The sequence below is a fragment of the Sphingomonas asaccharolytica NBRC 15499 genome, assembly GCF_001598355.1.
Taxonomy (GTDB): Bacteria; Pseudomonadota; Alphaproteobacteria; order Sphingomonadales; family Sphingomonadaceae; genus Sphingomonas; species Sphingomonas asaccharolytica.
The window spans coordinates 45417-66600 of sequence record NZ_BCYU01000016.1 but is presented as its reverse complement, the minus strand read 5'-3'; the positions used below and the strand labels follow the sequence as shown (position 1 = coordinate 66600).

Below are 21184 nucleotides of genomic sequence, written 5' to 3'. Positions count from 1 at the left end.
TACCGGTCAGGTTTTTCGTGCCTGTTTAAACTGGCGCGGATCTCACGGACGAATCCCCCGGCGTCGTCCTAGAGATGAATAATCCCCCGCCGCGCCGCATGCGCCACGGCATCCGTGCGTCCCGTCGCGTCCAGCTTGTCGATCAGCCGGCCGACATGGAATTTGGCGGTGTCGGGGGAAATGCCCAGCCGCTGGCCGATCGCCTTGTTGGACAGGCCTTCGGCAAGCAACGCGATCACGTCGCGCTCGCGCGGCGTCAGGTCGAACCCGTGCTCGCTCGCGTCGGCCGCGCTGAGGACCAGGTCGGACGCTTCGTCGGCGCCCGCAATCCGCAATTCCGGGATCTGCCCCAGGATGTCGGCGAGCCGGGCGGCGAGCGTCGGGTCATCGATGCGGATCGCGAGACGCAGGCCCGCCGCGGGATCGCGATTGCTCACCGGTCCGGCCGATCCCCGATCGTCACCGCCACCTCCAGAGGCGCTCCCCCGCGCCGAACGCCAAGCACGATTTCGGTGCCGATCGGCGTCGCCCGCAGCGTCCGCAGCAGCGCTCCGACATGCGGCATGCGCTGGCCGGCCCAGGACAGGATGATGTCTCCCTGATGCAGGCCGGCGTGCGCCGCCGGGCTCTCCCGCTCGATCGCCATCACCATGGCGCCATGGCCACCGTCATCGAGCGGAACGTCCTTGAGACCGACGCCGAGATAGGCGATCTGGACCCGACCGTGATCGAGCAATTGCCGGGCAACGCGATCGACGGTCGCCGCCGGGATGACCAATGTCCGGCCACGCGGGCCGCGCACCGCCATGCCGAAAGCGCCGCCGCCGCCATCAATGGCAAGACCCCCCTCGGCGCGACGCCGCAGCCGCAGGTCCAGTTCGATCCGGGCATCGATCGTGCCGCCGCGCATCGACTGCCACGCCGCGCCGACCGCGGCGATGCCGCCGAACGCGATCAACGGCGCGCTATCGGCCGCCGCGACGATCAAGGCGAGCGCGCCGGGCCGGACGGCCATGTCGGCGAGGGCTGCCACCGGTGCCTTGAGACCCTCGACCCGGAGCAGGGCGATATCGGTCGCTGCGTCGCGCCCGATCAGGGTCGCACTGCGCACCGTGCCGTCGGACTCCTCGATCTCGATCGACCCTTCATCGGCCAGCGTCTCATCGGGGGTGATGACCAACCCGTCGCGCCAGACGAAGCCGCTCGCCAGCGAATGGCGTGACTGGACTTCGACAATCGAGGGCGTGGTGGCGGCGGCGAGGTCGGCGAGCGATGCGGAAAGCTCGGCGAGGGGCGATGTGGTTGTCATAGGAAAATCTCCTGAGCACGGGAGATAGGGTGCCGCCGCGATGTTTCGCTACTGCCCGGTCGGGTAGGGTCGTCCTACTGGTTGCCGGGTTGCCTGGAGGCTTTTTCGTGCCTGTTTAAATTGGCACGGATCTCCGTAATGGGCGGTTCCGCCGCGGCCGCGCAGGGCCAGAGATACCCTGAGCCGTCTACGCCTCGGCTTGGTGCTTCAGATCTCGATACCAGTGGTTCGACCGAAAGCATTGCTGGTCGATTACCGAAGCTAGTCGCGCTGCCGCTGCAGGCGCGCTGCGGATCGTCGACATCGCTTCCTGGGCTCGAATGAAGGCGAGCCGTCCATCATCGTTCACATCAGTGACGAGATGATCCCCGATGATTTGGAGGAAGACCGAAAAAGGATCCATATGCGCCGTCGGGACCCGGACATTTCCCAGCAAGCCTTTGACATAATCGTCCTCGCTCGCGACGGCGTCAAACTGCCGGTTGTGCGCCGCGTTGATATGTTTGACATAGTCGGCCATCGAGGCGATCTGGCTGTGATATACCGGGTGCGCAGGTAACTGGTCATCATAGTCGTAGTGGATGCCGTAAACGTGCTTCAGCCGCTTGTCATCGACCTCGCGGAAGTAACCAACCCGCGTCGCGAAGCCACTGGCCCTCATATCGTCCCGCGTCGATTCCGGTGAGAAAAGGAGGCTGCCGGTCACGGTGACGTAGATCGAGCTGTCGGTGCGGGCCGCCTTCTCCTTGAGCCGGAATGTCACCGGCTGAACTCCTACTTCGATCCCTGCATTGGTCGGCCGCACGATGAAGATGTCCGCAGATTGGTTCGGCCGGGCTTCGCCGCCCATTTTGCGAACCTCGGCATAGAAACTGCCCCATGCCTCGCGCACGCGCCGCTCGATGGTCGGCATCAGATTCGGTGCCGCCATCCTAGCTACCGAGCATAGGCGAAGTCTCGTCGAAGAATACACGTTCGACCCGGCTCAGATCGGCCCCCAAAGGTATCCATCCGCTTGATCCGATCGAACAATCGCTTCGCTCGCAAACGACCGCGTCGGTAAATGGGCAGCGATACCCGCCCAACTCTCCCTGGCAGCGGGGGCAATTATATCTCTCGAGCGGCGCGGCGCCGAGCTGTTGTTCGAGAAGCGCGCGGCGGTACGAGGCCTGGTCGCCGCTATACTCGATGTCTGAGTTTTCAGCCCAGCCATCGACCAGATCATCGATTCCGGCGCGCCAGTAAAAGGGGCCAAGTTCCGCAAATGGACCGTCATAGGCGGCGGCCGTGATCGCACTTTCGACCGAGCCCGCGGCACTGTCGGCGACCGCGAAGTAGGAGCACGCAGCGCGTGCGTCGAGCAGCGGTCCCGGGTAGCGGAGGATCGAATTGAACAGCAGGTGCCCGAGAATGTAGGATGACAATGCCCGACGCGACGGTTCGGACCGGTCGGATTGAACGAGCTCGAACAGACTGGCGTTGGTGCCGATCTGCGGTGTGTAGAGGGAGAATGCCGAAACCGCGCCGGGATGGCCGAGAAGCTCGGCTAACATGTTCGCAGGACTTGGCGCGGTGAGAAGTGCCGCGTTAGTCACAAACCGCTCCCAGATTTCCTTGAAACCCCGATAGATCGCTGCGATCTCAGCGGCGCCTTCGGTGGTGCTGGACTCGAACCGAAATTCGAAAAGGTTTGGCTCTTTGGGAATGTTCTGGCGGTTTCCGCGTGAATAATCGCCGACAGGGATGGCACGCTCTTGGCACCATGCGACCACGCTCGCTCCGAAGAAACCCGAGGCGCCTTTGGTCAGATCATAGTCGGTCACCACGAGCGTGGCGCCATTTGCGACCATTCCGTCGAATGTTGCGAGCACATCGCCGGCCTCCGGCAACCATGCAATCACTTCGCAGCCCTCATCATGCAGGGCTGCCTTCACCGCGGCGTCAAGCTCGCCGAGTTGTTTCGAGTCGTCGTCGATTAGAATGATCCGGCCGATAGAAAACTTCGGTGACGTCATAGGTCGTCCTCGACGAGCAGCGGAAACTGCACCTCGACGCAGGTGGTGAAACCAGGGGGTGGATCGGTTAACTGGGCGGCACCACCAAAAGCCGCCGCGCCCCTCCTGACAAGTGCCAGACCCAAGCCCATCCCCGATCCTAGCGGGTCAGCACGGGACTCCGTGGTAGTGAACAGAGGATCGAATATCAGATTGCGAACCGGCGCAGGGATTCCAATGCCAGTGTCCGAAACTTGCAGATAGTGGCGGTCTCCCTCGTTCCATGCGCGCATAGCGATGGTCCGATTGTCTTGGTCGGTCGAGGTCGTCACTGCCTTCAACGCGTTTGTCAAAAGGTTTTGGGCAATCCCGTTATAGAGTGAGACGGGCACGAGCGGTGCCATCACGTCGGGTTCGACACCGATCTCGATATCGATCTTTCGGTCCTTCGCATATTGCGCAAACAGCTTCGTCACTTGGGTGAGCCGGGGCCGGACAGGGTAGGGCTTTGTTGGCGTGCCGCGTGCCCCGCGAATATAAAGTTCGGAATAGGAGACGAACGCTTCAATCTTGGCGATGTGCGACGCAAAACTCTTCGCACGAGGCTCGAATGACGGAATTTCCGCCGCCAACGCCCACAGTTCCTTTTCTGCGTCTTTCAGCTCGGCGATGGCAGTGCCGAACTCGTGCGTCATGAAGCCGCCGATAACACCGAGAAGGCTCATAACTTCGAGCTGTTGCTCGCGCTCCTTGCTGCCTGCCTCCTGCCGCTCGACCCGTTCCTGGCTTTCCGAGAGCATCGCGATGATGCGATGTTTCTGCGGTGGACTGAGACCGGGATCCCCTTCGATCTCGTCTATTGCTGCAGCGGTCTTTTGCCTGCCTTCCTCGATCAGGCGCTGTGCCTTGGCGGCATCCTCTTCTTGCTGGAGTTGGCGGTCGGCGACCGCGATCATCTCGACCGCGCCGCGAATGATGTCGACCAACTGGGTATATGCGTCGTTCGAGACGAAGCCCTCACGGTCGGCGGCGGCAACGAGCCCCGTTTGACTGCCCGTGCGCGACCGCCGCCCTCGCACTTCGACAGCGCCAATCAACTGGGCTGACTGAGGAAGACGCAGCATCCAGTTCGTCTTCGGGGAGCCTTGCACTTCCTTGGTCATGGAGAAATGTTGGCGGGTTATTCCCGATTGAGGATGTCGCTCGTTGCGTGCCGCGTCACGCACGAGGAAGAGCCAATCATCGCCTTCCTCACCATAGGGTTGGACCTGAAACCCACGATCAAAAACCTTCACGCCGCTATTCTCACGTACCCAGCTATAGGCGGCGCGGCCGTCCACCGGAGCGCCGGCAAAAGTGCCGGGCCGCCGCGGGAAGAAGCGTATGTCGGCCTTTAATGTGCCAATAAGATTTTCGTATGCATCGTTAATCGCGATGTAGGGCTTCTTCTCGTTTCCTCTGAAGACCTGAATCTTCAGCCGCTTGCCTTTCATAACAACGCTGGCGCGAAGCACGTATTTGGCGAGCAGAGCATTCGAGAGGTCGATGTCCTCATCGTCCTGCTTAGATTGGAGTAGGAAGCCCGGGTCCGCCTTGTTGCTCGAGTCAGCCTCATCATCTCCGGACAGCAGCGATCGCACCGCCGACACGACTCCGACACTGCCGGTCCGGATTTTCTTCCAATCGAGCGACTTCGCGCCATCACGCAGCGAGGACACGCGCAACGTGGTGCCTGTCGGCGTCTCGTCCGAAACGCGGGTTAGGACGTAGGGGACTTCAATCTTCCCAAGATCTTCCCCCTCGTCGAACTTCTCCCATTCGAAATCCGCGACCAGCCTAGTTTTGTGTTTGCGTTTGGCGTCGTATGCCACCGAATCGAGTTGGAGCACTAAGCCGAGGAACCGAACGGCAAATCTTCCAATTCCCTTCTCGCCCGTAATCTCCCGCCCGAAGAGCGGAGAGCGCGCATTGCGTTCCTTCGAGCTCGTGCCGATCCGCATCCAGGCATTCGCGAATGTATCACGCGTCATGCCGTGGCCGGTGTCCTCGACGATGATCGCATCGCCTTCAACTTCGATCGTGCAGCGCGTGGCATCTGCGTCGTAGGCGTTCTTGATCAACTCTAGCAGCGCGACCTCAGGCTGGCGTACCAATCGCTCGCCGAGCTCACGAAGGATGCGGCTTTCGATCGAGAAGGGGAGATCGCCCCGCTCAAGCACATCCGCTTTCATCGGACTTCGGCCAACAGCGCATTGAGTTGATTAATTTCGATTTTCCTCAGACCATTCGCGTGGGCAACGATTCGATCTCGAATATCGAGATCGGAAACAGCTGTCATGAATGCCTGTGTGGCCTCAACCGTCAAGCCATAGATGCCCGCTACGCCGCCAACGGCCCTAGCGCCTATCGAATTACTGCAGATCTTAGGAATCGGTCCTTTGAAGCTTGTGGCGACGAGCAGGTCGGGAACTGGCGGCATCTTGAACTTCCACCAGACCGGCCGCTCGCGACAGGTGCTCGTCGCTTGCTGCGCATCATCATCGATCGAGTCGAGATAGGCATGCAATCGAGCGCTGGGTTCATCGGCGACATTGAGCAACCAGCAGCGCTGCCCGGCGTAGCGGAAGTGCCGATCGAACGCCTCTTCGTCCAACTCCCCGGATGTAGGCGGAAAGTGACGGAGACTAGTGACGCATCGAATCACGTCTTGTTCGACGGCCAACCCATATCGCGCGCGCTGTGCCTCTGTGAGTGTGAAAATTTGTTGGGAGCCGGGGCTGAGACCTCGCACGGCTCGCGCAGAATCGGGGGAGGTGCTGCGTGCTGAGCGATATGGAATGTGCCCACATGCGGATCCGCTCTCAGACAGCAGCTGCTGAAACCCACCCGAGCCGTCGTCCGCAAAGTAGCGCCAGCGGCCGGTGGCATCTCGCTTGTCGACGATCGTGATGGCCGAGGTTGTGAGCACACCGCCGAACGTCGCATCCGCGATCCTGTAGACATCTACGTTCCAGCCCTTGGACCGAATATAGTCCCGAAGGCGCGCCGCTGAGGGACGGGAGACCCATTCGTAGGGAATGACAATTGCGCACAAGCCGTCCTCCGAGACGCTCAGCAATGACAGTAGGAAGAAATACTGCCAGGCATTGGCCAATCCAGACAGGGCAACTCCCGATCTCGCCTCCAACTGCTCGGCGACTTTCTGACGCCAACCCGCGGGGAGGTCTTGATTGCGGACGAAAGGAGGATTCCCGATCGCCAGATCCGCATTTTCAACGACATCCGAGAACGCGCACCGATGTACAATCCTAGCGTTGGCGGGCAACGTGTCAGACGCGCAGCGATTCCAATCGATTTCGTATCCAAGGTAGCTGGCGTACCGCCCCTGCCTTGCGAACCGCCCATCGCCCGCGCCGAAATCGACAACGGTTCCGATGTGGGCTCTTCGCTGCTCTACCGCGCGCCACGTGGCCGCTACCAGATCCTGGGGAGTATCAACTTGGCAGCGGTCGAGATAGAGAGAGATGTCCTCGCCGCGCCAATCCGCGCTGATGTGCAGCGCCTCCGTGGTGCTCGCGGTCGCCGGGATGAGGTCGAGCTTCATCGACCGAGTCCAAACGCGCCCGAGGGCTGATCGTCAATGCGGTTCTTCCACAGCGTCATCACGGTACGGCCCTTGCGTGCCCACTGCCCCTAACTCGTCGCGAATAGCTATATACGCATAGACAACGATTACAATGCGCATATTATTATTGAGATGACCGATGATTCGCTTCGAATTGGACGCGCGTTGCGGGAGCGGATGCGTCTGCAGGGCCTCAGCCAACAGGAGGTTGCGCGGCAGAATGGCGTGTCACAGCCACGAATTTCGCGTGTGCTGGCCGGGGATTTCACAGAGCGCTCGGTGCTTGCCCGCGAACTATGCGTGCAACTTGGAGTCGAGCCGCTTGATGCGCATATCTCGGAAGCTGATCGCGCATTCGAGCGCGTGGCTGGATCGCTTCGCTCAATCTGGGACGGAACAGTGAGCGGCGCGACCAGCTTGGGACGGCTCATCGAGGCAGTGCGGTCTGTTCGAGTGCCGGACGAATATTCGGATGCGGACGGCCGGAGCCTTTCGGCCTAGCCCCGACGATCGGTGAAATCTGCGACGTTGGATCGTGTATTCTTGCGGTCCGTGCCCGAAACTGGCCAGTCCGCAAAACGGCCCAGATCGAGCCGTTAAGCCTCAATTCGGCGCCGGCCAACTCTCCCTCTAAAATTTGCGGATCTCCAGAGCGGCGGTCGGTCACGGGCCACGCTGGCCGCCGACCGTGCCAACAGCCTCGCCCCCAACGCCCCGTGCATTTATTGATAATGACATTGACTCGCAATAGCGACAATCATACGAGCCGCGCTCCCCGATCGCATCTTGGAAGGCTCGTCGATGACCATTGCCCGCAGTCACCTCGCTTTCTCCGCCGTGCTGGCGCTGGCCTGGAGCCATCCGGCCTGGGCGGCGGGGCCTGAGGACGAAACCGACGATCAGACGAAGCCGGAGATCGTCATCACCGGCACGCTGGCGGCGAACCAGAGCGCATCGTCGACCGGGCTGCCGCTGACGCTGCGCGAAACGCCGCAATCGGTCACGATCATCGACCGCAGCCGGATCGACGATTTCGCGCTGACCAACATCAACGACCTGCTCGACCAGGCGGTCGGGATCAATGTCGAGCGGGTCGAGACCGACCGCACCTATTTCAACGCGCGCGGCTTCGACATCACCAATTTCCAGGTCGACGGGATCGGCCTGCCGTTGATCTGGGGACTGCAGTTCGGCGCGCTCGACACGGCGCTATGGGATCGGGTCGAGACGGTGCGCGGCGCCAATGCGATCATGACCGGGATCGGCAATCCGTCGGCGACGATCAATTATGTTCGCAAGCGGCCGACCGAGGACTTCCAGGCCTCGGCCTCGGTCATGGCGGGGTCGTGGAACCAGTTGCGCTTCGAAGGCGACGTGTCGGGCCCGCTCGATGCGTCGGGCAATGTCGCCGCGCGGCTGATCTACGCGCATGACAATCGCGATTCCTGGCTCGACTTCAACCACGTCAACCGCAACGTCTATGGCGGCATCGTCTCGTGGAACATCACGCCGCGGCTGACCGCGACCGCCGGCTATACGCGGCAGGAAAACCATGCCGATGGCGTGATGTGGGGGGCGTTGCCGCTGACCTATAGCGACGGGACGCGGATCGATTATCCGGTCTCCGCCTCGACCTCGGCGCCCTGGACCTATTGGAACGTCACCGATCAGAGCGCGTTCGGCGAGCTCGCCTATGATCTCGGCGGCGGCTGGTCGGCCAAGGGGGTGTTCACCTACAAGCGCTTCGAGGAAGAAGCGAAGCTGCTCTACGCCTATAATTTCCCCGATCGCGCGACCGGGCTGGGCGTCGCGGGCATGTCGGGCATCTATCCCTCGGCTTATGATCAGTATCTCGGCGATTTCTACGCGTCCGGCCCGTTCCGGCTGTTCGGCCGCCAGCACCAATTGGCGTTCGGCGTCTCGACCGCGCGCTCGCACGGCCGCGAATGGGAGAATTTCTCGAGCGATGCGATCGTCTTTCCGGCGGTCGGCGACTGGGGGAAGGCCATCGTCCCCGAACCCTCCTATCCCGGCGCCTATCTCGCCGCCGATTATACCGACCGGCTGACCCGCGCTTATGGTGCCGCGCATCTCAACATCACCGATCGGTTGAAGGCGGTGGTCGGCGCCAGCGCGATGTGGCTCAAGTCGACCGGCATTTCCTACGGCACCGACCAGTCGCGCGACGCGCATGCCGTCAGCCCCTATGCCGGCGTGACCTATGACGTGACGAAGAACGTCTCGCTCTATGCGAGCTACACCGACATCTTCAATCCGCAGACCGAAGTCGACATCAACAACCGCAAGCTCGATCCGGCGCGAGGCAGCAGCATCGAGGGCGGCATCAAGAGCGAGTGGTTTGGCGGCAGGCTCTACGCCACCGCATCCTTGTTCCGTGCGAAGCAGAAGGGGCTGGCGTCGGCGATCGGCGCGTTCGGCGATCCCAACGGGCCGTGCGTCAACGGGCCGGTCGGCGGGACCTGCTATGCCGGGGTCGACACCACCTCGCGCGGGTTCGAGATCGAGATTGCGGGCAAGGTCACCGACAATTGGCGAGTGAGCGGCGGTTATACCGGGCTGGAGATCGAGGATCAGGCCGGCAACCCGACCCGCACCTTCCTGCCGACCAAGTCGCTCAAGCTGTCGACCACGTACACGGTGCCGCGGCTCAACGACCTCAAGCTCGGCGCGCAGCTGCGCTGGCAGAACGCGATCCGCTACGCCGATGCCACGGTGCAGAATATGGGCGTGGTGACCGGCGACGTCCTGCTGCGCCAGGATAGCTATGCGGTGCTCGACCTGATGGCGGGTATCCGGCTGCTCGATTACGTCCGCGCGACGGTCAATGTGCGCAACGTCACCGACACCAAATATCTCGCCAGCCTGATGTGGGGCCAGGCTTATTACGCCGCGCCGCGCAGCGTGGCGGTGACGATCGGGCTGAGCTTCTGATGGCGGCGCGCGCGGCTGAGCGGCGCGGCTGGCGCTATCGCGGCAACGTTGCCGCGCGCGTGCTCGCGGCGACGGTCGGCGCTTATGGCGTCGCCTCGTGCCTGGCGATGGCGGTCGCGCGATTGGGTGCGGGCGGGCGGATCGACGCGGTGATCGCGGGGACCTTGTGCGCTTATCTGGCGGTGCCGGCGGTCGCGATCTGGGCGTTCTTCGCGCGTGGTCCATGGCGGGCCTGGGGCGGGGTAGTCGTGCTGGCCGTTTTGTTCGGCGGGCTGGCCTGGATGATCGGGCCGCCGGCGCGATGAGCGCGATCCGTGAGGGGACGCGGCAGGTCATGGCCTGGCTGCACGGCTGGACCGGGCTGGTGCTCGGCTGGGTGCTGTTCGTGATGTGCCTGGCGGGCACGATGAGCGTGTTCAAGCCCGAGATCAGCCGCTGGATGCGCCCCGAGGCGACCGCGAGCGCAGGCAGGGTCGAGGCGATCGCGGCGGCGACCAACTGGCTGGCGGCAAACGCGCGGGGATCGACCGGCTGGTACCTGACCGCGCCCGACGATCGCGGCAACAGTGTCGAGGCGACCTACGATAATGGCGGCGATTTTGTCGCGCGCGCGCTCGACCCGGTCAGCGGCGCGCCGGTCGCGCGCGAGACGCTGGGCGGGGAATTCTTCTACCGCCTCCATTTCGAGCTTCAGCTGCCGTTTCCCTGGGGCCGCTGGCTGGCCTCGATCGCCGCTTTGGCGATGCTGACCGCGCTCGTCACCGGGATCATCGCGCACCGGCGCCTCTTCCGCGACTTCTTCACCTTTCGCCCGCGAAAAGGACAACGGTCCTGGCTCGACGGGCACAATGCGCTGGGCGTGCTGGCCATGCCGTTCCATCTGATGATCACCTTCAGCGGGCTGGTCACGCTCGCGTCATTGAACATGCCCTGGGGGATCGTCGCCAATTACGGCAACGATCTCGCCGCGGCCTATCGCGACCTCGCCCCCGGCGCGGTCGACCGGCCGGCCGCGGGGCGCCCCGCGACGCTGGCGCCGATCGCGCCGATGCTGCGAGAGGCCGAGCGGCGGTTCGGCGCCGCGCCGTTCTCGCGCGTTGCGCTGGCCAATCCCGCCGACGCCGCGTCGGTCGTCACCGTCTATCGCAGCGATGCGGCGCAGATCGGCGCGACCGTGGCAGAGGTCAGTTTCGACGGGCCGAGCGGCCGGGTGATCGGCGCCTGGAGCGAGGCGCGGCCGGCGGTCGGCACCTATGCGGTGATTTATGGCCTGCATATGGGCCGGTTCGCGAGCGGTTTGCTGCGCTGGCTCTATTTCCTCGGCGGCGCGATGCTGACCTTGGCGGTGGCCAGCGGGATGATCCTGTGGGTGGTCAAACGCCGCGAACGCGCGCCCTTGTCGCTGGCGAACCGGATCGTCGAGCGGCTCAATGTCGGGATCATCGCCGGGGTGCCGATCGGCTTCGCGGCCTATCTCTGCGCGAACCGGCTGCTGCCGGTCGGCCTGCTCGATCGCGCGCAACAGGAAGTGACGATCGCGCTCGACGCCGCCGGCCTCGCGCTGCTCGTCGCGCTCGCCGTGCCGCCGCGCCTGGGCTGGCCGTTGCTGCTGGGAGTCCTTGCGTTGCTGTGTCTCGCCGCACCGGTCGTCGGAGGAGGGCTATCCTATCTGTCGCAGGCATTGGCCCGCGGCGACGCGGTGCTGCCCGTGGCCGACGCGTTGCTCATCGGTGCCGCCCTGGCCGCTTCGGTTGGCGTGCGGACTGTAACACGCCGGCGCCCCGATACTCGCCGCACAGTGCGGGCGAGGGCGATCGCATGACCTTCGCGATGTTGGAATTCCTCGGCCTCTATCTGCTCGCCGCCTCGATGCACCCGCATCGCGGCGTCTTGCTCGGCGGCTGGCGCAGCATCGCCACGCCCCGTGCGACCGTGATCGCCGGCTGGTCGCTCGTCGCGCTGTCGTTCGGGCTTGCCGTCGCGGGACCTGCGCCGACCGATATCGTCACGTGGTTCGGCCTGCTCCCGATGGCGAGTGGCTCGATCCTGCTCGGCCTGAGCTTCGCCCCGCATCTGGTCCGCGCGGCGATGATCGCCGGACTAGCGGGCGGGTTGGCCGCGATGCTACTGCACTGATCCCGTCACCCTCGCGAATGCGCTGGCCCGGAAATCCGCGGCCTCCCCGTCAGGCGTCGCCCGGAATGGGCGCCTCCGGGTTGATGAGCCCCGCGCGGCGCAATTCCGCCCAGAAGTCCGCGGGCACGACTTCTTTCAGCGCGGCGCTGTCCTCGCCGATGCGGCTCGGGCGGCTGGCCCCGGGAATCACTGCCGCAACCGCCGGGTGGGCAAGCGAGAATTGCAGGCCCGCCGCCTTCATGCTGATGCCATATCGATCGGCGATTGCCTTGATCCGCGCGACCTTGTCGAGGATCGCGGGCGTCGCCGGCGCATATTCGAAGTTCGGCCCGCCGACGAGCGCACCCGAGCTGTACGGGCCGCCGACGACGATACCCAGGCCGCGCGCCTCGGCCTTGGGCATCAGCCGCTGGAGCGCGCGATCATGGTCGAGCAAAGTGTAGCGGCCGGCGAGCAGCGATCCGTCCGGGTGCGGCCCGTCGAGGTCGAGCAGCAGTTCGATCGGCTCGACCCTGTTCACGCCGAGCCCCCAGGCCTTGATCACCCCTTCGTCGCGCAGGCGGTCGAGTGCCTTGAACGCGCCCTTGCGCGCACTCTCGAACATCGACAGCCATTCGTCGCCATAGAAATCCTGCGCGACGTCATGGACCCAGACGATCTCGATGCGGTCGGTCTTGAGGCGCTTCAGGCTATCCTCGATCGATCGCAGCGTCGCATCTTCCGAATAATCGTTCACGATGCGGTTGGGGCGACCATATTTGAACACGTCGCCCTTCTCGCCGAGATCGCGCGCGCTGACGTCCTCGACCTCGTCGAGGATGATGCGGCCTACCTTCGTGCTGATGACATAGTCGTCGCGCGGACGCGCGCCGAGCGCTTCGCCCATGCGGATCTCGGCCAGCCCCGCGCCGTAGAAGGGCGCATTGTCGAAATAGCGGATGCCGTCGTTCCACGCCGCATCCACCGTCGCGAGCGCTTCGTCTTCCGGGATATCGCGGAACATGTTGCCGAGCGGCGCGGCGCCGAATCCGAGCCGGCTCGGAAGGATCTGCTTGAGAGACATGGTTTCGCTCCATTTTGCTGCGGCGGCCGGGGTTGCGGCAGCCGCCCGAACATTGCCCCTCTCGCCCGAATGCCGCCTCTTTCATCCTCCGGGCGACGAGATCTGCGCGATATGCTGCCGCAGGGCGTTGATGGTGTCGAGCAACTCGATCAGGCTGGGCATCTCATCCGGGCGGTGGCGGCCTGAAGTCGGTCGAGGCGATCCGGTTGCGCGCACCGGCGCGATGAAGCGATAGCCTCTGCCGACGACGGTCGCGATAAACCGCGGCACGCCAGGATCGTCCTCCAGGGCGCGCCGCAGGCTGGCGACATTCACCTTGAGATTGGTCTCCTCGACATAGACGTTCGGCCAGACTCGCGAGATCAGCGTGCGTTTGTCCACCAGCTCGCCCGGCTTCTCGACAAGAGCCGTGAGGATGTCGAGTGCGCGTCCCCCGATTCTGACCGGCGCCTTCCGCTTCAGCAGCAGCTGCTGTTCCGGCCTCAAAAGGAACGGGCCGAATGCAAAGCAGCGTTGCTCCGGCCCGGCGTGGTCGAAATCGGATGCGTATTCCTGTGATCGAATTATCCCGGGAACAGCTTCGGAAGCGGCAGTCGTCGGCATTTCGACACTCCTCGGGGCTTGGCGCATGGCAGACCGATCGGCATCTGGCCCATTACTGGAACGCGTTCGACAGCGGCGCCCTATCCGATAGCGGCAGGATAAGCTGCGGTTCCAACATCGGTCCATGGCCCAAACCGGGTAGGCCAGAATACCCATTTGGGTGATGGCGCAGGTTCGGCGCGCAAAGGGCTGCGACCAGTCGAGATCGCTTCCGGCCGATGCTTCCTCGATGGAACGCCAGGCTAAAGTTCGATGATCCCTCGCTTGGCGGCAACCGTCACCGCGTGCGTCCGGTCCGCGACCCCCAATTTGGCGAAGATGCGCTTGAGATGCGCCTTTACCGTATCCTCCGAAACACCCAGCCTCCAGGCGATCCGCTTGTTCGGATTGCCGGCCGCCACCAGCGACAGGATCTCGATTTCGCGCTCGGTCAGGGCGTCGCCGATCGCGTGCACCGCAATCTGCGTCGCGACCTCGGGAGGGATATGGCGCCCGCCGCCATGCACGGCGCGGATCGCGTCGATCAGGTCGGTCCGCATCGCGCTCTTGAGCAAATAGCCGTTCGCCCCCGCCTTGAGCGCACGCAGCGCTTTCGCGTCGCCGACATAGGTCGTCAGCACCAGAATACGCACCTGCGGATGGTCTCTACTGATCGTCTGGATCGCCTCGACTCCGTCGATGCCGGGCATTTGCAGGTCCATCAGCACCACGTCGGGCTTGGCGGCCTCGATCGCGGCGATCGCGGCGGCGCCGTCGCCGGCTTCCGCAACCACGATCATATCCGACTGCCGCGTGATCGACCCGACGACTCCGTCGCGCAGCATCGGGTGATCGTCCACGATCATCACGCGAATGGGATTGGCGGTCACTGAGTCATCCATCGCTGCGTTCCCTCGCGAACCGACGTCGCCAGGCTAGCCGGATCGGGGCGTGATGTATCGGCATGGGCAATGCCGGCCCTCGATCGTCACTTTGACTAACGTACCCGGGACTTAGCGCCTTCGCCTCACGCGCGTCGACAGCCAGCACCCGCCCTGGGCCGTCACGCTACCGGAATTAACCGCGCTTGACGGAGATGAACAACCGCAGGCCGCCGCGCACGTCATCTGCCGTGGCGCTTCACCCTTGACCGACGCCACCAGGCCAGCCACGCCCACCGGGGCCTGTCGGCATAGGCGATCTCGGCCCCGACCTTCATTTCCACCGACGTCCCGCCGGCGGGATCGGTCGCAATGGCCAGTTGTCCGCCGATCTTCTCCGTCCGCTCGCGCATGCCTACCAGCCCGAAATGGCCGGCGGCGCCGCCCTGGGCGACGATCTCGGATGGGATACCGATTCCGTCGTCGATGATGCGCAGGACAAGGGCCTGGGCGCCGTAAGCAATGGTGATCGAGACTTTGCGCGCGTGCGCGTGGCGGGAGACGTTGAACAATGCCTCATCCGTGATCCGCAGCAGCTCATCGGCAATCGCGGGGTAAATCTCCCGTTGCGGCCCTTCGACGCTTACGTGAATCTCGATCTTGTCCGGCAGAAGGAGCCGCTCGGCGGTGCGGGTGATGACGTCGGACAAGCTCTGGGCGCCGCTCCATCGGCGCAACTCGTGAATGCGGTCGCGCCCTTCGACCACGACGGCATCCGCACTGTCCAGCGCGTCCAGCATGTCGCGGTGCGCCGGCTGAATCGCGCTTATGTCCTGCGCGATGTTGCTGAAGCGCATGATCAGTCCTTGCACGCTCTGCAGCAGGGTATCGTGCAGTTCGCGCGCGATGCGATCGCGCTCGTCCAACCGCTCGATCATCCGTGTCCGGATACGCTCGGCGACGGCGCGTAATCGCAGCGAATAGGCCAGCCACAGCAGCGCCAGCACCACCACCGCCCATAACAGGTAGAATGGCCAACTCTGGAAGAAAGTCGGCGGAATTTCGAACTCCAGTGTCGCGCTCCGTCGATTCCAGACGCCGTCATCGTTCGCCGCCATCAGGCGGAATTTGTAGCGGCCCGGCTTCAGCCCGGTGTAAAAGGCCTCGCGGCGGGTGCCCGGGTCGACCCAGCCGTCGTCCACGCCGTCCAGCTGGTAACGGAACCGCACGCGCGACGGCACGGAAAGGCTCGGCGCGGTGTACTCGATCTGCAGATTGGAGGTGCCCTTGGGCAACTGAATGGGGGCAGTGGCTGCATAGATCCGCCTCCCGGAAACTAGGGACTTGATGATCACGGGCGGTGGGAGGGAATTGAAGGACAGCCGTTTGGGGCCGATGCAGGCGATGCCGAGCCTCGTCACGAACCAGAGACGCCCGTCGGATGCCTCCATCGCCGTTTGCGACGAGGAATCCTGCTGCGCCACGCCGGGCATCCCGTCGTCGCGATCGAACACGCGTACCTTCAGCGGGCGGTCGATATGCGCGAACGCATCGTCCAGGTCGGCGCTCTCGATGTTGACCACGCCGGCGACGGTGTTGAGCCACAGGTCGCCTTCGGACGTTTCGACGATCCCGGCCGTCCGGCTCAGATACGGATGGACGTCCGATCTGAGGGTGATGAAGCGCCGGCCGTCGAACCGCGCCAACCCGAAGTCGCCGCCGGCATAGACATGCCGTCCCCGGACGGCCATCACCACGACGGTTCCGAGCGCAAGATCGTGGCGAGCGGAGAACATGCGACGGGCGGAGCCATCGACCATCTCGATGCGGTCGCCTTCCGCGATCCATACGCGCCCGACCCCGTCGCGGAGCATCTGCATCGGCAGAATGCCTGGGGTCGCGAGGCGTGGCTCAGCCCTCCAGCCATGGCCTGTCCGACAGAACGCCCCTTCGACAGACGACACGCAGATCCGGCCCGCGGCCATTTCGAGGAGAGCAAACGGCCTGCTCCTCGCCCAGGGCAGCGGCACATCCCGTACCGTGGCGCCTGACAGAACGCCCAGCGTTCGGTCCGTGCCGATCCAGGTGCGCGACAGGGCATCCGTATGGAGTATCAATGGCCTCCGTGGAAGGCGGACCAGCTTTTGGGCGGCATGCTCCGAACTTGCTTTGAAGAGAGCGTCGTTCGACGTCACGTACATCGAGCCCGCAGGACCTGCCGCGATCCGGAAACCGTCCCGCGAATCCATGGGAAGCCCGGTGGCCACGACCGCGCTCGTCTCGCGAAACTGGTCGAGGCCGAGGTTGGTCCCCACCCAGACATTGCCTTCACGGTCCTGCAGGATCGGATTGGCGAGGTTGGAGGTCAGGCCACGCTCCGGGCCGAACCGCTCCGTCTTGGTATGCGCATCGAGCACGCCACCTCTCGAGCCAGCGCCGCCGAGACGGAAGAAGCCGCCACTTCCATAGGTTCCCCAAAGGCTACCGTGCCGATCGAAAAGAAGGCTCTGCGCTCGGGGATTGGGCGTTATCGGCGGCACGACCCATATCGTCGTGGATTGGGTAGCCGATCCCGTGATGCGCTGAAGACCGGGCCGGGCACCGGTGGTGAGCCATATCGCCCCGTCCGGCGACTGCTTCAGCTTTGGTCTGTTCCCGGCCGAGGCGGCGACGCGCGAAAAATCGATCGGCGCCTGGGCGCAGCACCCCGAGTTCGCCACCGGCCGCGATCCAGACCGACCCGTCGGCCGCGCCCAGGACGCTGGTCGCGGCGCCGGGAGCTACCCCGCGAGAAGGGCCGAAAATCTCCCATCGACCCTGACGAAAGCGCGCGACTCCGCCTCTGTCATCCTCGCCCAGGGCGGCCCAGACGCCACCCGCGCTGTCTTCGGACAGCTCCAACACGGGGACCGACGGCAGGCTAAGGTCGAACGTGGTGAGGTGGCCCTTACGGAGTCTTGCCAGGGCGCCGGATGCAAAGCCGATCCAAAGGTCACCGGAGCGGGTGGCAACCAGCGAATTGACGTTGAGCGAGGGAAGACTCTCGCCTTTGAGGGGTTGGAACTTCTCGAAACTCGCTCCGTCGAACCGGTAGAGTCCGCCCCCCGTGCCCAGCCAGAGGTAACCGTCGTTCGTCTGGGCGAGAGCCCAGATCTCCGGCGGAGCTCCTTCTCTCGAAGTCCAGGCGGTATGCCGCAATTGTTGCAGGCTGCGCTGCCCGTCCGCCGCGCGCGCGTCGCACAGGCTTGCAAGGACGGGCGCAAGCAACCCCAGCAGGAGGTATTTCCCAGCGGATGGCATGCCCCATATTTCACCCAAAGCCGACGCAGTGTCACGCTGGAGCGGGGGAGACTGGCAAGGTCGGCGGCTTTGCCGTCCGTGACGCCCGCGTCGGTTCCACCAGGCGCGTTGCGGCGACGGTGGCAAAGGGGAAGCAGGCGCCGCGCGATTTCACGCCATGCCGGCGGAAAACGGCGGCCGGTAGCGAGCTATGTTTCGCGCAGGAAGCTTCGCACGATCGCGTTATACGCTTTGGGCTGCTCGCACATCGTCAAGTGGAACAACCCGGCATCACCACTAATCTGGCCCGGCCGGACACGCCGTCGCGTATCGTCTCATGGCAGTCGAGCGTAATCTCGTCGAACGCTCCGGTGGTGAGCAGTAGCGGGTGGGTGATCGCCTTGAGGTCCGCGCGCCGGTCCCAGTCCTTGATCTTGCCCACGATCGTGAACTCGTTGGGGCCATTGAGGACGCGGTAGGCGATCGATTTGGACAGCGCGTCGAAAGAGGCCAGCGCATCCGGCGTCGGCGGCGTGCGCAGCACGAACGCGTCGTAGAAGCGCTGGGCGAGCGCGGCATATTCCGGCGTGTCGGTCTTTCCAGCCTGCTCCAGCGCGCGGATCTTGGTGCCGAAGCCGTCAGGCAGCGAGTCGATCCGCCGCTGCATGCCGGCGATAACCTGCGGCACGCTCGCCAGCGCACCGCCCAGGATCAGCTTCTCGACGCCCTTGCCGCGCCCCTGGCAAAGATACTCGATCGCCAGCAGCGTTCCCCACGAGTGACCGAACAGGATGACCCGGTCGAGACCCAGTGCGGCTCGAACCGCGTCCAACTCCTCGACCGATCGTTGGATCGTATAGATGCTCTCGTCGCTCGGCGCATCGGCCTTGCCGCACCCAAGCTGGTCGAAGAAGATGACCGGCCGCTCGTCCGCCAACGCCTGCATCGACAGCAGATAATTGTGGGCCGCGCCCGGTCCGCCGTGGAGCGTCAGGAGCGGCGTTCGTTTGCCGGATCCGAAGCGACGCCAATAGATCCGGCCGCCCGGTACCGGCGCAAATCCTTCAGCGCTGGGAATGCCCGCTGCCCGCGCGGAGCGCATGGCAGGGAACAACCCGGCCCCGAGCAATGCCGTCCCGCCCTGAACGGCTGCCCGTCGGCTAATCTTCCTGACCATCGTCGCGCACCTCCGTCCCTTGCGCCTCAGCCAACCACGACCGCTTTGAGGCTCAAGGCCCGGCGGTCCGCCAGCGCCCCGACGTTCGCGCGGTAGTGCTGAAAATGCGGGGACGCCTGATGCGCCGCGGCCGCATCCGCGTCTAGATAGAGTTCGTCGAGTACGAAGACGCCGGGCTCGGAGGAATCGGTCCAGAGGTCGTAGCGCAGATTGCCCGGTTCCGACCGGCTGGGCCCGATCAACCCTTCGAGGAGGCTGCGCAATTGGGCTTCCTTGCCCGGATGCGCCGTCAAGATGCCCACGGTTTTCACATTGCTGGTCATCTCGGTTCTCCCGCTACAGCCGATCCTCGTTGTGAAGCTCCGCCGCGGCGGAATCCTGCCCTAGACCAGCACGCCGCGCCGGCGGGGTTAAACGCGGTAAAACTCGGTCAGGCTCGGCTCGACACCGATCCTATCGCCGGTCGGCTGAGCCGGGGAAGTAAGCGGGAATCAAATTCGGAGGGGTCACTTTGAAATTTTGTCGAGCGATTGACCAGTTCGGGATTGAGGATCAGTTTCCGCATTTCGCCGCAATCGGAGGCCAGATGCCCGACGCCCGACAGACGCTCTTCCCCTATGGAATGCAAAAGAATCCCGATGGATCGTGGACGTTTTTCAACCGACGTTACAAGCCTGTAGGAGTTGTAGATGATCAATGGGCTTCTTGGGACGATCCTCGGCATAAGCTCCGATTGAAAGGCTTGACCCCGGCAAAGTTGGCGAAGCTCGATTGGAGCGGCGTTGTTACAGGGGACAGGGTTTATTTCTATAATGATACCTGCATACCAACGCATTCTGCTGCAAATCTGAAGTCGTATTTTGAGAAATTGAAGATTGTGATGGATCTTCGCGAAGAGAGTCCTGACTAGCTTGCGAGCTTTATATAAGACCCGCGCTTTTTGGGTGGTCCTTCCGCATCTGCAACCAACCGAGCAATGTCACCGATTTCCCAAAGGCGATCGGTGATGCCAGCGGCCATCGCCGGGGTGACGCGCAGCGTCTTATGGGTACGGAAAAAATTGTAATACATCATGTGCAGCGCGACCGCGCGGGCGTGGTTCTCAACCTTCCTTGAGAACGCGTTGGTCAGGCGCGTGAATCGGCGGATGTGCATCCGCATGGTCAGGTTTGGGCGATTAACGTAGCTGGTCGAAACGTCCGCGACGTTGGGGTTGCCGGTGACGCAAACTTTCTTTGCGGCGGTGCCGTAGCGGCACGGTGCGGTAATCGTCGGCCCATACATCTCGACCAACTCGTCATAGCCCAAGTCATCAACAAACGTCCCTTCGAACGCTTCGAGATAAGCGCGGTGCCCGTCGCTGGTCAGCAGCATGCGATTGGCAAGGCGCTCGCGCAAATCGTCCATAAACCACATGGCGTATTCCGCGTCTCGGCCGCCAACGAGATACGAGAGGATCATCTTGCTGTCGGCATCAAGCGCCGTCCACGTCCACGTATCGCCAGCGACTTTCGCCGCCTTCGTCTTCGCCACATTCTCTTGCTTGGCATACGTGAACGACCAGATTTCATCGACCAGCACACGCTTGGCTTTGACGTTCCGCACGTTGGCGTCGTGATAAGCGGCGCACGCTTCGCCAGCATCGAATAGTAGCTTCGCGACGGTATTTTTGCTCGCGCCGGTCAGCCGCGTGGTCGCGCGAATACTCATGCCCTCACACAGCATCTGGAGGATTTCGGTTCGGTCGTCGTTCGAGAGTCTGTTCACGGAACCTTCATCTGGTCCTTTCAGAGGCGCTAGTCAAGCATATATGTCAGTTTAAAGCATTTGTTCAATTCGCGTTGTTGACTTTTTGGCAAAGGTGTGCTAGCGGCTGTGGGAATGATGAAAGTAAGGTTCGGGGATGACCGTTTGGCGCTCGTCGAGACTAACCAGGCTCACCGGCTCAAGCTGCCGGTTCAGGTGGTCCAAGTCGCTCGTCGCCGCCTTAGGTTCATTCGCGAAGCGCAAGACGAGCGTGACCTCTACGCCATGGTCAGTTTGCATTACGAAAAGTTGGTTGGAGACCGCGAGAGCCAACGTTCAATCCGGTTGAATGACCAATGGCGGATTCTTTTGGAAATAGACCGAGATTGTCAGCCGTTAGAAGTTGTTATTCTGGAGATTAGTAATCATTATGAGTAAGG

The 21184-nt window shown here is 63.5% G+C and carries 21 protein-coding genes; 6 read left to right on the top strand and 15 right to left on the bottom strand.

Going from position 1 to position 21184, the window contains the following annotated elements; all coding sequences use genetic code 11:
* Positions 1 to 68 precede the first annotated feature (68 nt).
* The 6 genes from SAS01S_RS06515 to SAS01S_RS06490 all read right to left on the bottom strand — a co-directional run bounded on the left by SAS01S_RS06515 (position 69) and on the right by SAS01S_RS06490 (position 6907).
* Positions 69 to 437 (bottom strand): response regulator transcription factor, encoded by a 369-nt coding sequence (locus SAS01S_RS06515; protein ID WP_066806385.1) that lies wholly within the window; start codon positions 435 to 437, stop codon positions 69 to 71.
* Positions 434 to 1309, bottom strand: a complete 876-nt coding sequence (locus SAS01S_RS06510) for a S1C family serine protease (RefSeq protein ID WP_066806383.1) — start codon at positions 1307 to 1309, stop codon at positions 434 to 436. The genes SAS01S_RS06515 and SAS01S_RS06510 overlap by 4 nt, the downstream gene beginning before the upstream one ends.
* A 187-nt stretch (positions 1310 to 1496) precedes the next feature.
* On the bottom strand, positions 1497 to 2240 hold the full coding sequence (locus SAS01S_RS06505) for a hypothetical protein (RefSeq protein WP_066806382.1): 744 nt from the start codon (positions 2238 to 2240) through the stop codon (positions 1497 to 1499).
* A gap of 1 nt (position 2241) precedes the next feature.
* Positions 2242 to 3324, bottom strand: coding sequence for a hypothetical protein (locus tag SAS01S_RS06500; protein ID WP_066806380.1), 1083 nt, complete (start codon positions 3322 to 3324; stop codon positions 2242 to 2244).
* Positions 3321 to 5534, bottom strand: coding sequence for an ATP-binding protein (locus tag SAS01S_RS06495; RefSeq protein WP_066806378.1), 2214 nt, complete (start codon positions 5532 to 5534; stop codon positions 3321 to 3323). The genes SAS01S_RS06500 and SAS01S_RS06495 overlap by 4 nt, the downstream gene beginning before the upstream one ends.
* Entirely contained in the window at positions 5531 to 6907 is a 1377-nt protein-coding gene (locus SAS01S_RS06490; RefSeq protein WP_066806376.1) for an Eco57I restriction-modification methylase domain-containing protein, read from the bottom strand. The genes SAS01S_RS06495 and SAS01S_RS06490 overlap by 4 nt, the downstream gene beginning before the upstream one ends.
* A gap of 153 nt (positions 6908 to 7060) precedes the next feature.
* Here SAS01S_RS06490 and SAS01S_RS06485 point away from each other — a divergent pair, with 153 nt between their 5' ends.
* The 5 genes from SAS01S_RS06485 to SAS01S_RS06465 all read left to right on the top strand — a co-directional run bounded on the left by SAS01S_RS06485 (position 7061) and on the right by SAS01S_RS06465 (position 12016).
* Positions 7061 to 7429 (top strand): helix-turn-helix domain-containing protein, encoded by a 369-nt coding sequence (locus tag SAS01S_RS06485; protein ID WP_066806374.1) that lies wholly within the window; start codon positions 7061 to 7063, stop codon positions 7427 to 7429.
* 300 nt (positions 7430 to 7729) lie between these two features.
* On the top strand, positions 7730 to 9880 hold the full coding sequence (locus SAS01S_RS06480) for a TonB-dependent siderophore receptor (RefSeq protein WP_066806372.1): 2151 nt from the start codon (positions 7730 to 7732) through the stop codon (positions 9878 to 9880).
* On the top strand, positions 9880 to 10185 hold the full coding sequence (locus tag SAS01S_RS06475) for a DUF3649 domain-containing protein (RefSeq protein WP_066806370.1): 306 nt from the start codon (positions 9880 to 9882) through the stop codon (positions 10183 to 10185). Before SAS01S_RS06480 ends, SAS01S_RS06475 begins: the two co-directional genes overlap by 1 nt.
* A complete protein-coding gene (locus SAS01S_RS06470) occupies positions 10182 to 11702 on the top strand; it encodes a PepSY-associated TM helix domain-containing protein (protein ID WP_066806368.1) in 1521 nt (506 codons plus the stop codon). The genes SAS01S_RS06475 and SAS01S_RS06470 overlap by 4 nt, the downstream gene beginning before the upstream one ends.
* A complete protein-coding gene (locus SAS01S_RS06465; RefSeq protein WP_066806366.1) occupies positions 11699 to 12016 on the top strand; it encodes a DUF3325 family protein in 318 nt (105 codons plus the stop codon). Before SAS01S_RS06470 ends, SAS01S_RS06465 begins: the two co-directional genes overlap by 4 nt.
* A gap of 49 nt (positions 12017 to 12065) precedes the next feature.
* Here the strand turns inward: SAS01S_RS06465 and SAS01S_RS06460 are convergent, their stop codons facing one another.
* The 9 genes from SAS01S_RS06460 to SAS01S_RS06425 all read right to left on the bottom strand — a co-directional run bounded on the left by SAS01S_RS06460 (position 12066) and on the right by SAS01S_RS06425 (position 20765).
* Positions 12066 to 13079 carry an aldo/keto reductase gene (locus tag SAS01S_RS06460; RefSeq protein WP_066806364.1) on the bottom strand — a complete coding sequence of 338 codons (1014 nt, stop codon included), beginning with the start codon at positions 13077 to 13079 and terminating at the stop codon, positions 12066 to 12068.
* 81 nt (positions 13080 to 13160) lie between these two features.
* Positions 13161 to 13682: a winged helix-turn-helix domain-containing protein gene (locus SAS01S_RS06455; RefSeq protein WP_066806362.1), complete on the bottom strand. Its 522-nt coding sequence runs from the start codon at positions 13680 to 13682 to the stop codon at positions 13161 to 13163.
* Positions 13683 to 13924: 242 nt separating this feature from the next.
* A complete protein-coding gene (locus SAS01S_RS06450; protein ID WP_245656767.1) occupies positions 13925 to 14551 on the bottom strand; it encodes a response regulator in 627 nt (208 codons plus the stop codon).
* Positions 14552 to 14784: 233 nt separating this feature from the next.
* Positions 14785 to 16959: a sensor histidine kinase gene (locus SAS01S_RS06445; protein WP_066806358.1), complete on the bottom strand. Its 2175-nt coding sequence runs from the start codon at positions 16957 to 16959 to the stop codon at positions 14785 to 14787.
* A gap of 64 nt (positions 16960 to 17023) precedes the next feature.
* Positions 17024 to 17860: a ligand-binding sensor domain-containing protein gene (locus tag SAS01S_RS06440; RefSeq protein ID WP_157082689.1), complete on the bottom strand. Its 837-nt coding sequence runs from the start codon at positions 17858 to 17860 to the stop codon at positions 17024 to 17026.
* A 232-nt stretch (positions 17861 to 18092) separates the two neighbouring features.
* The gene (locus SAS01S_RS06435; RefSeq protein WP_218016259.1) at positions 18093 to 18998 is read right to left on the bottom strand and encodes a proline iminopeptidase-family hydrolase; all 906 of its coding nucleotides are present in this window, start codon (positions 18996 to 18998) and stop codon (positions 18093 to 18095) included.
* Positions 18999 to 19024: 26 nt separating this feature from the next.
* Positions 19025 to 19321 (bottom strand): putative quinol monooxygenase, encoded by a 297-nt coding sequence (locus tag SAS01S_RS06430; protein ID WP_066806354.1) that lies wholly within the window; start codon positions 19319 to 19321, stop codon positions 19025 to 19027.
* Positions 19322 to 19428: 107 nt separating this feature from the next.
* Positions 19429 to 19695, bottom strand: coding sequence for a hypothetical protein (locus SAS01S_RS22425; protein WP_157082688.1), 267 nt, complete (start codon positions 19693 to 19695; stop codon positions 19429 to 19431).
* A gap of 209 nt (positions 19696 to 19904) precedes the next feature.
* Entirely contained in the window at positions 19905 to 20765 is an 861-nt protein-coding gene (locus SAS01S_RS06425) for a DDE-type integrase/transposase/recombinase (RefSeq protein ID WP_066806352.1), read from the bottom strand.
* A 144-nt stretch (positions 20766 to 20909) separates the two neighbouring features.
* Between SAS01S_RS06425 and SAS01S_RS06420 the strand changes: the two genes are divergently transcribed.
* Positions 20910 to 21182 carry a type II toxin-antitoxin system RelE/ParE family toxin gene (locus SAS01S_RS06420; RefSeq protein WP_169804904.1) on the top strand — a complete coding sequence of 91 codons (273 nt, stop codon included), beginning with the start codon at positions 20910 to 20912 and terminating at the stop codon, positions 21180 to 21182.
* Positions 21183 to 21184 lie beyond the last annotated feature (2 nt).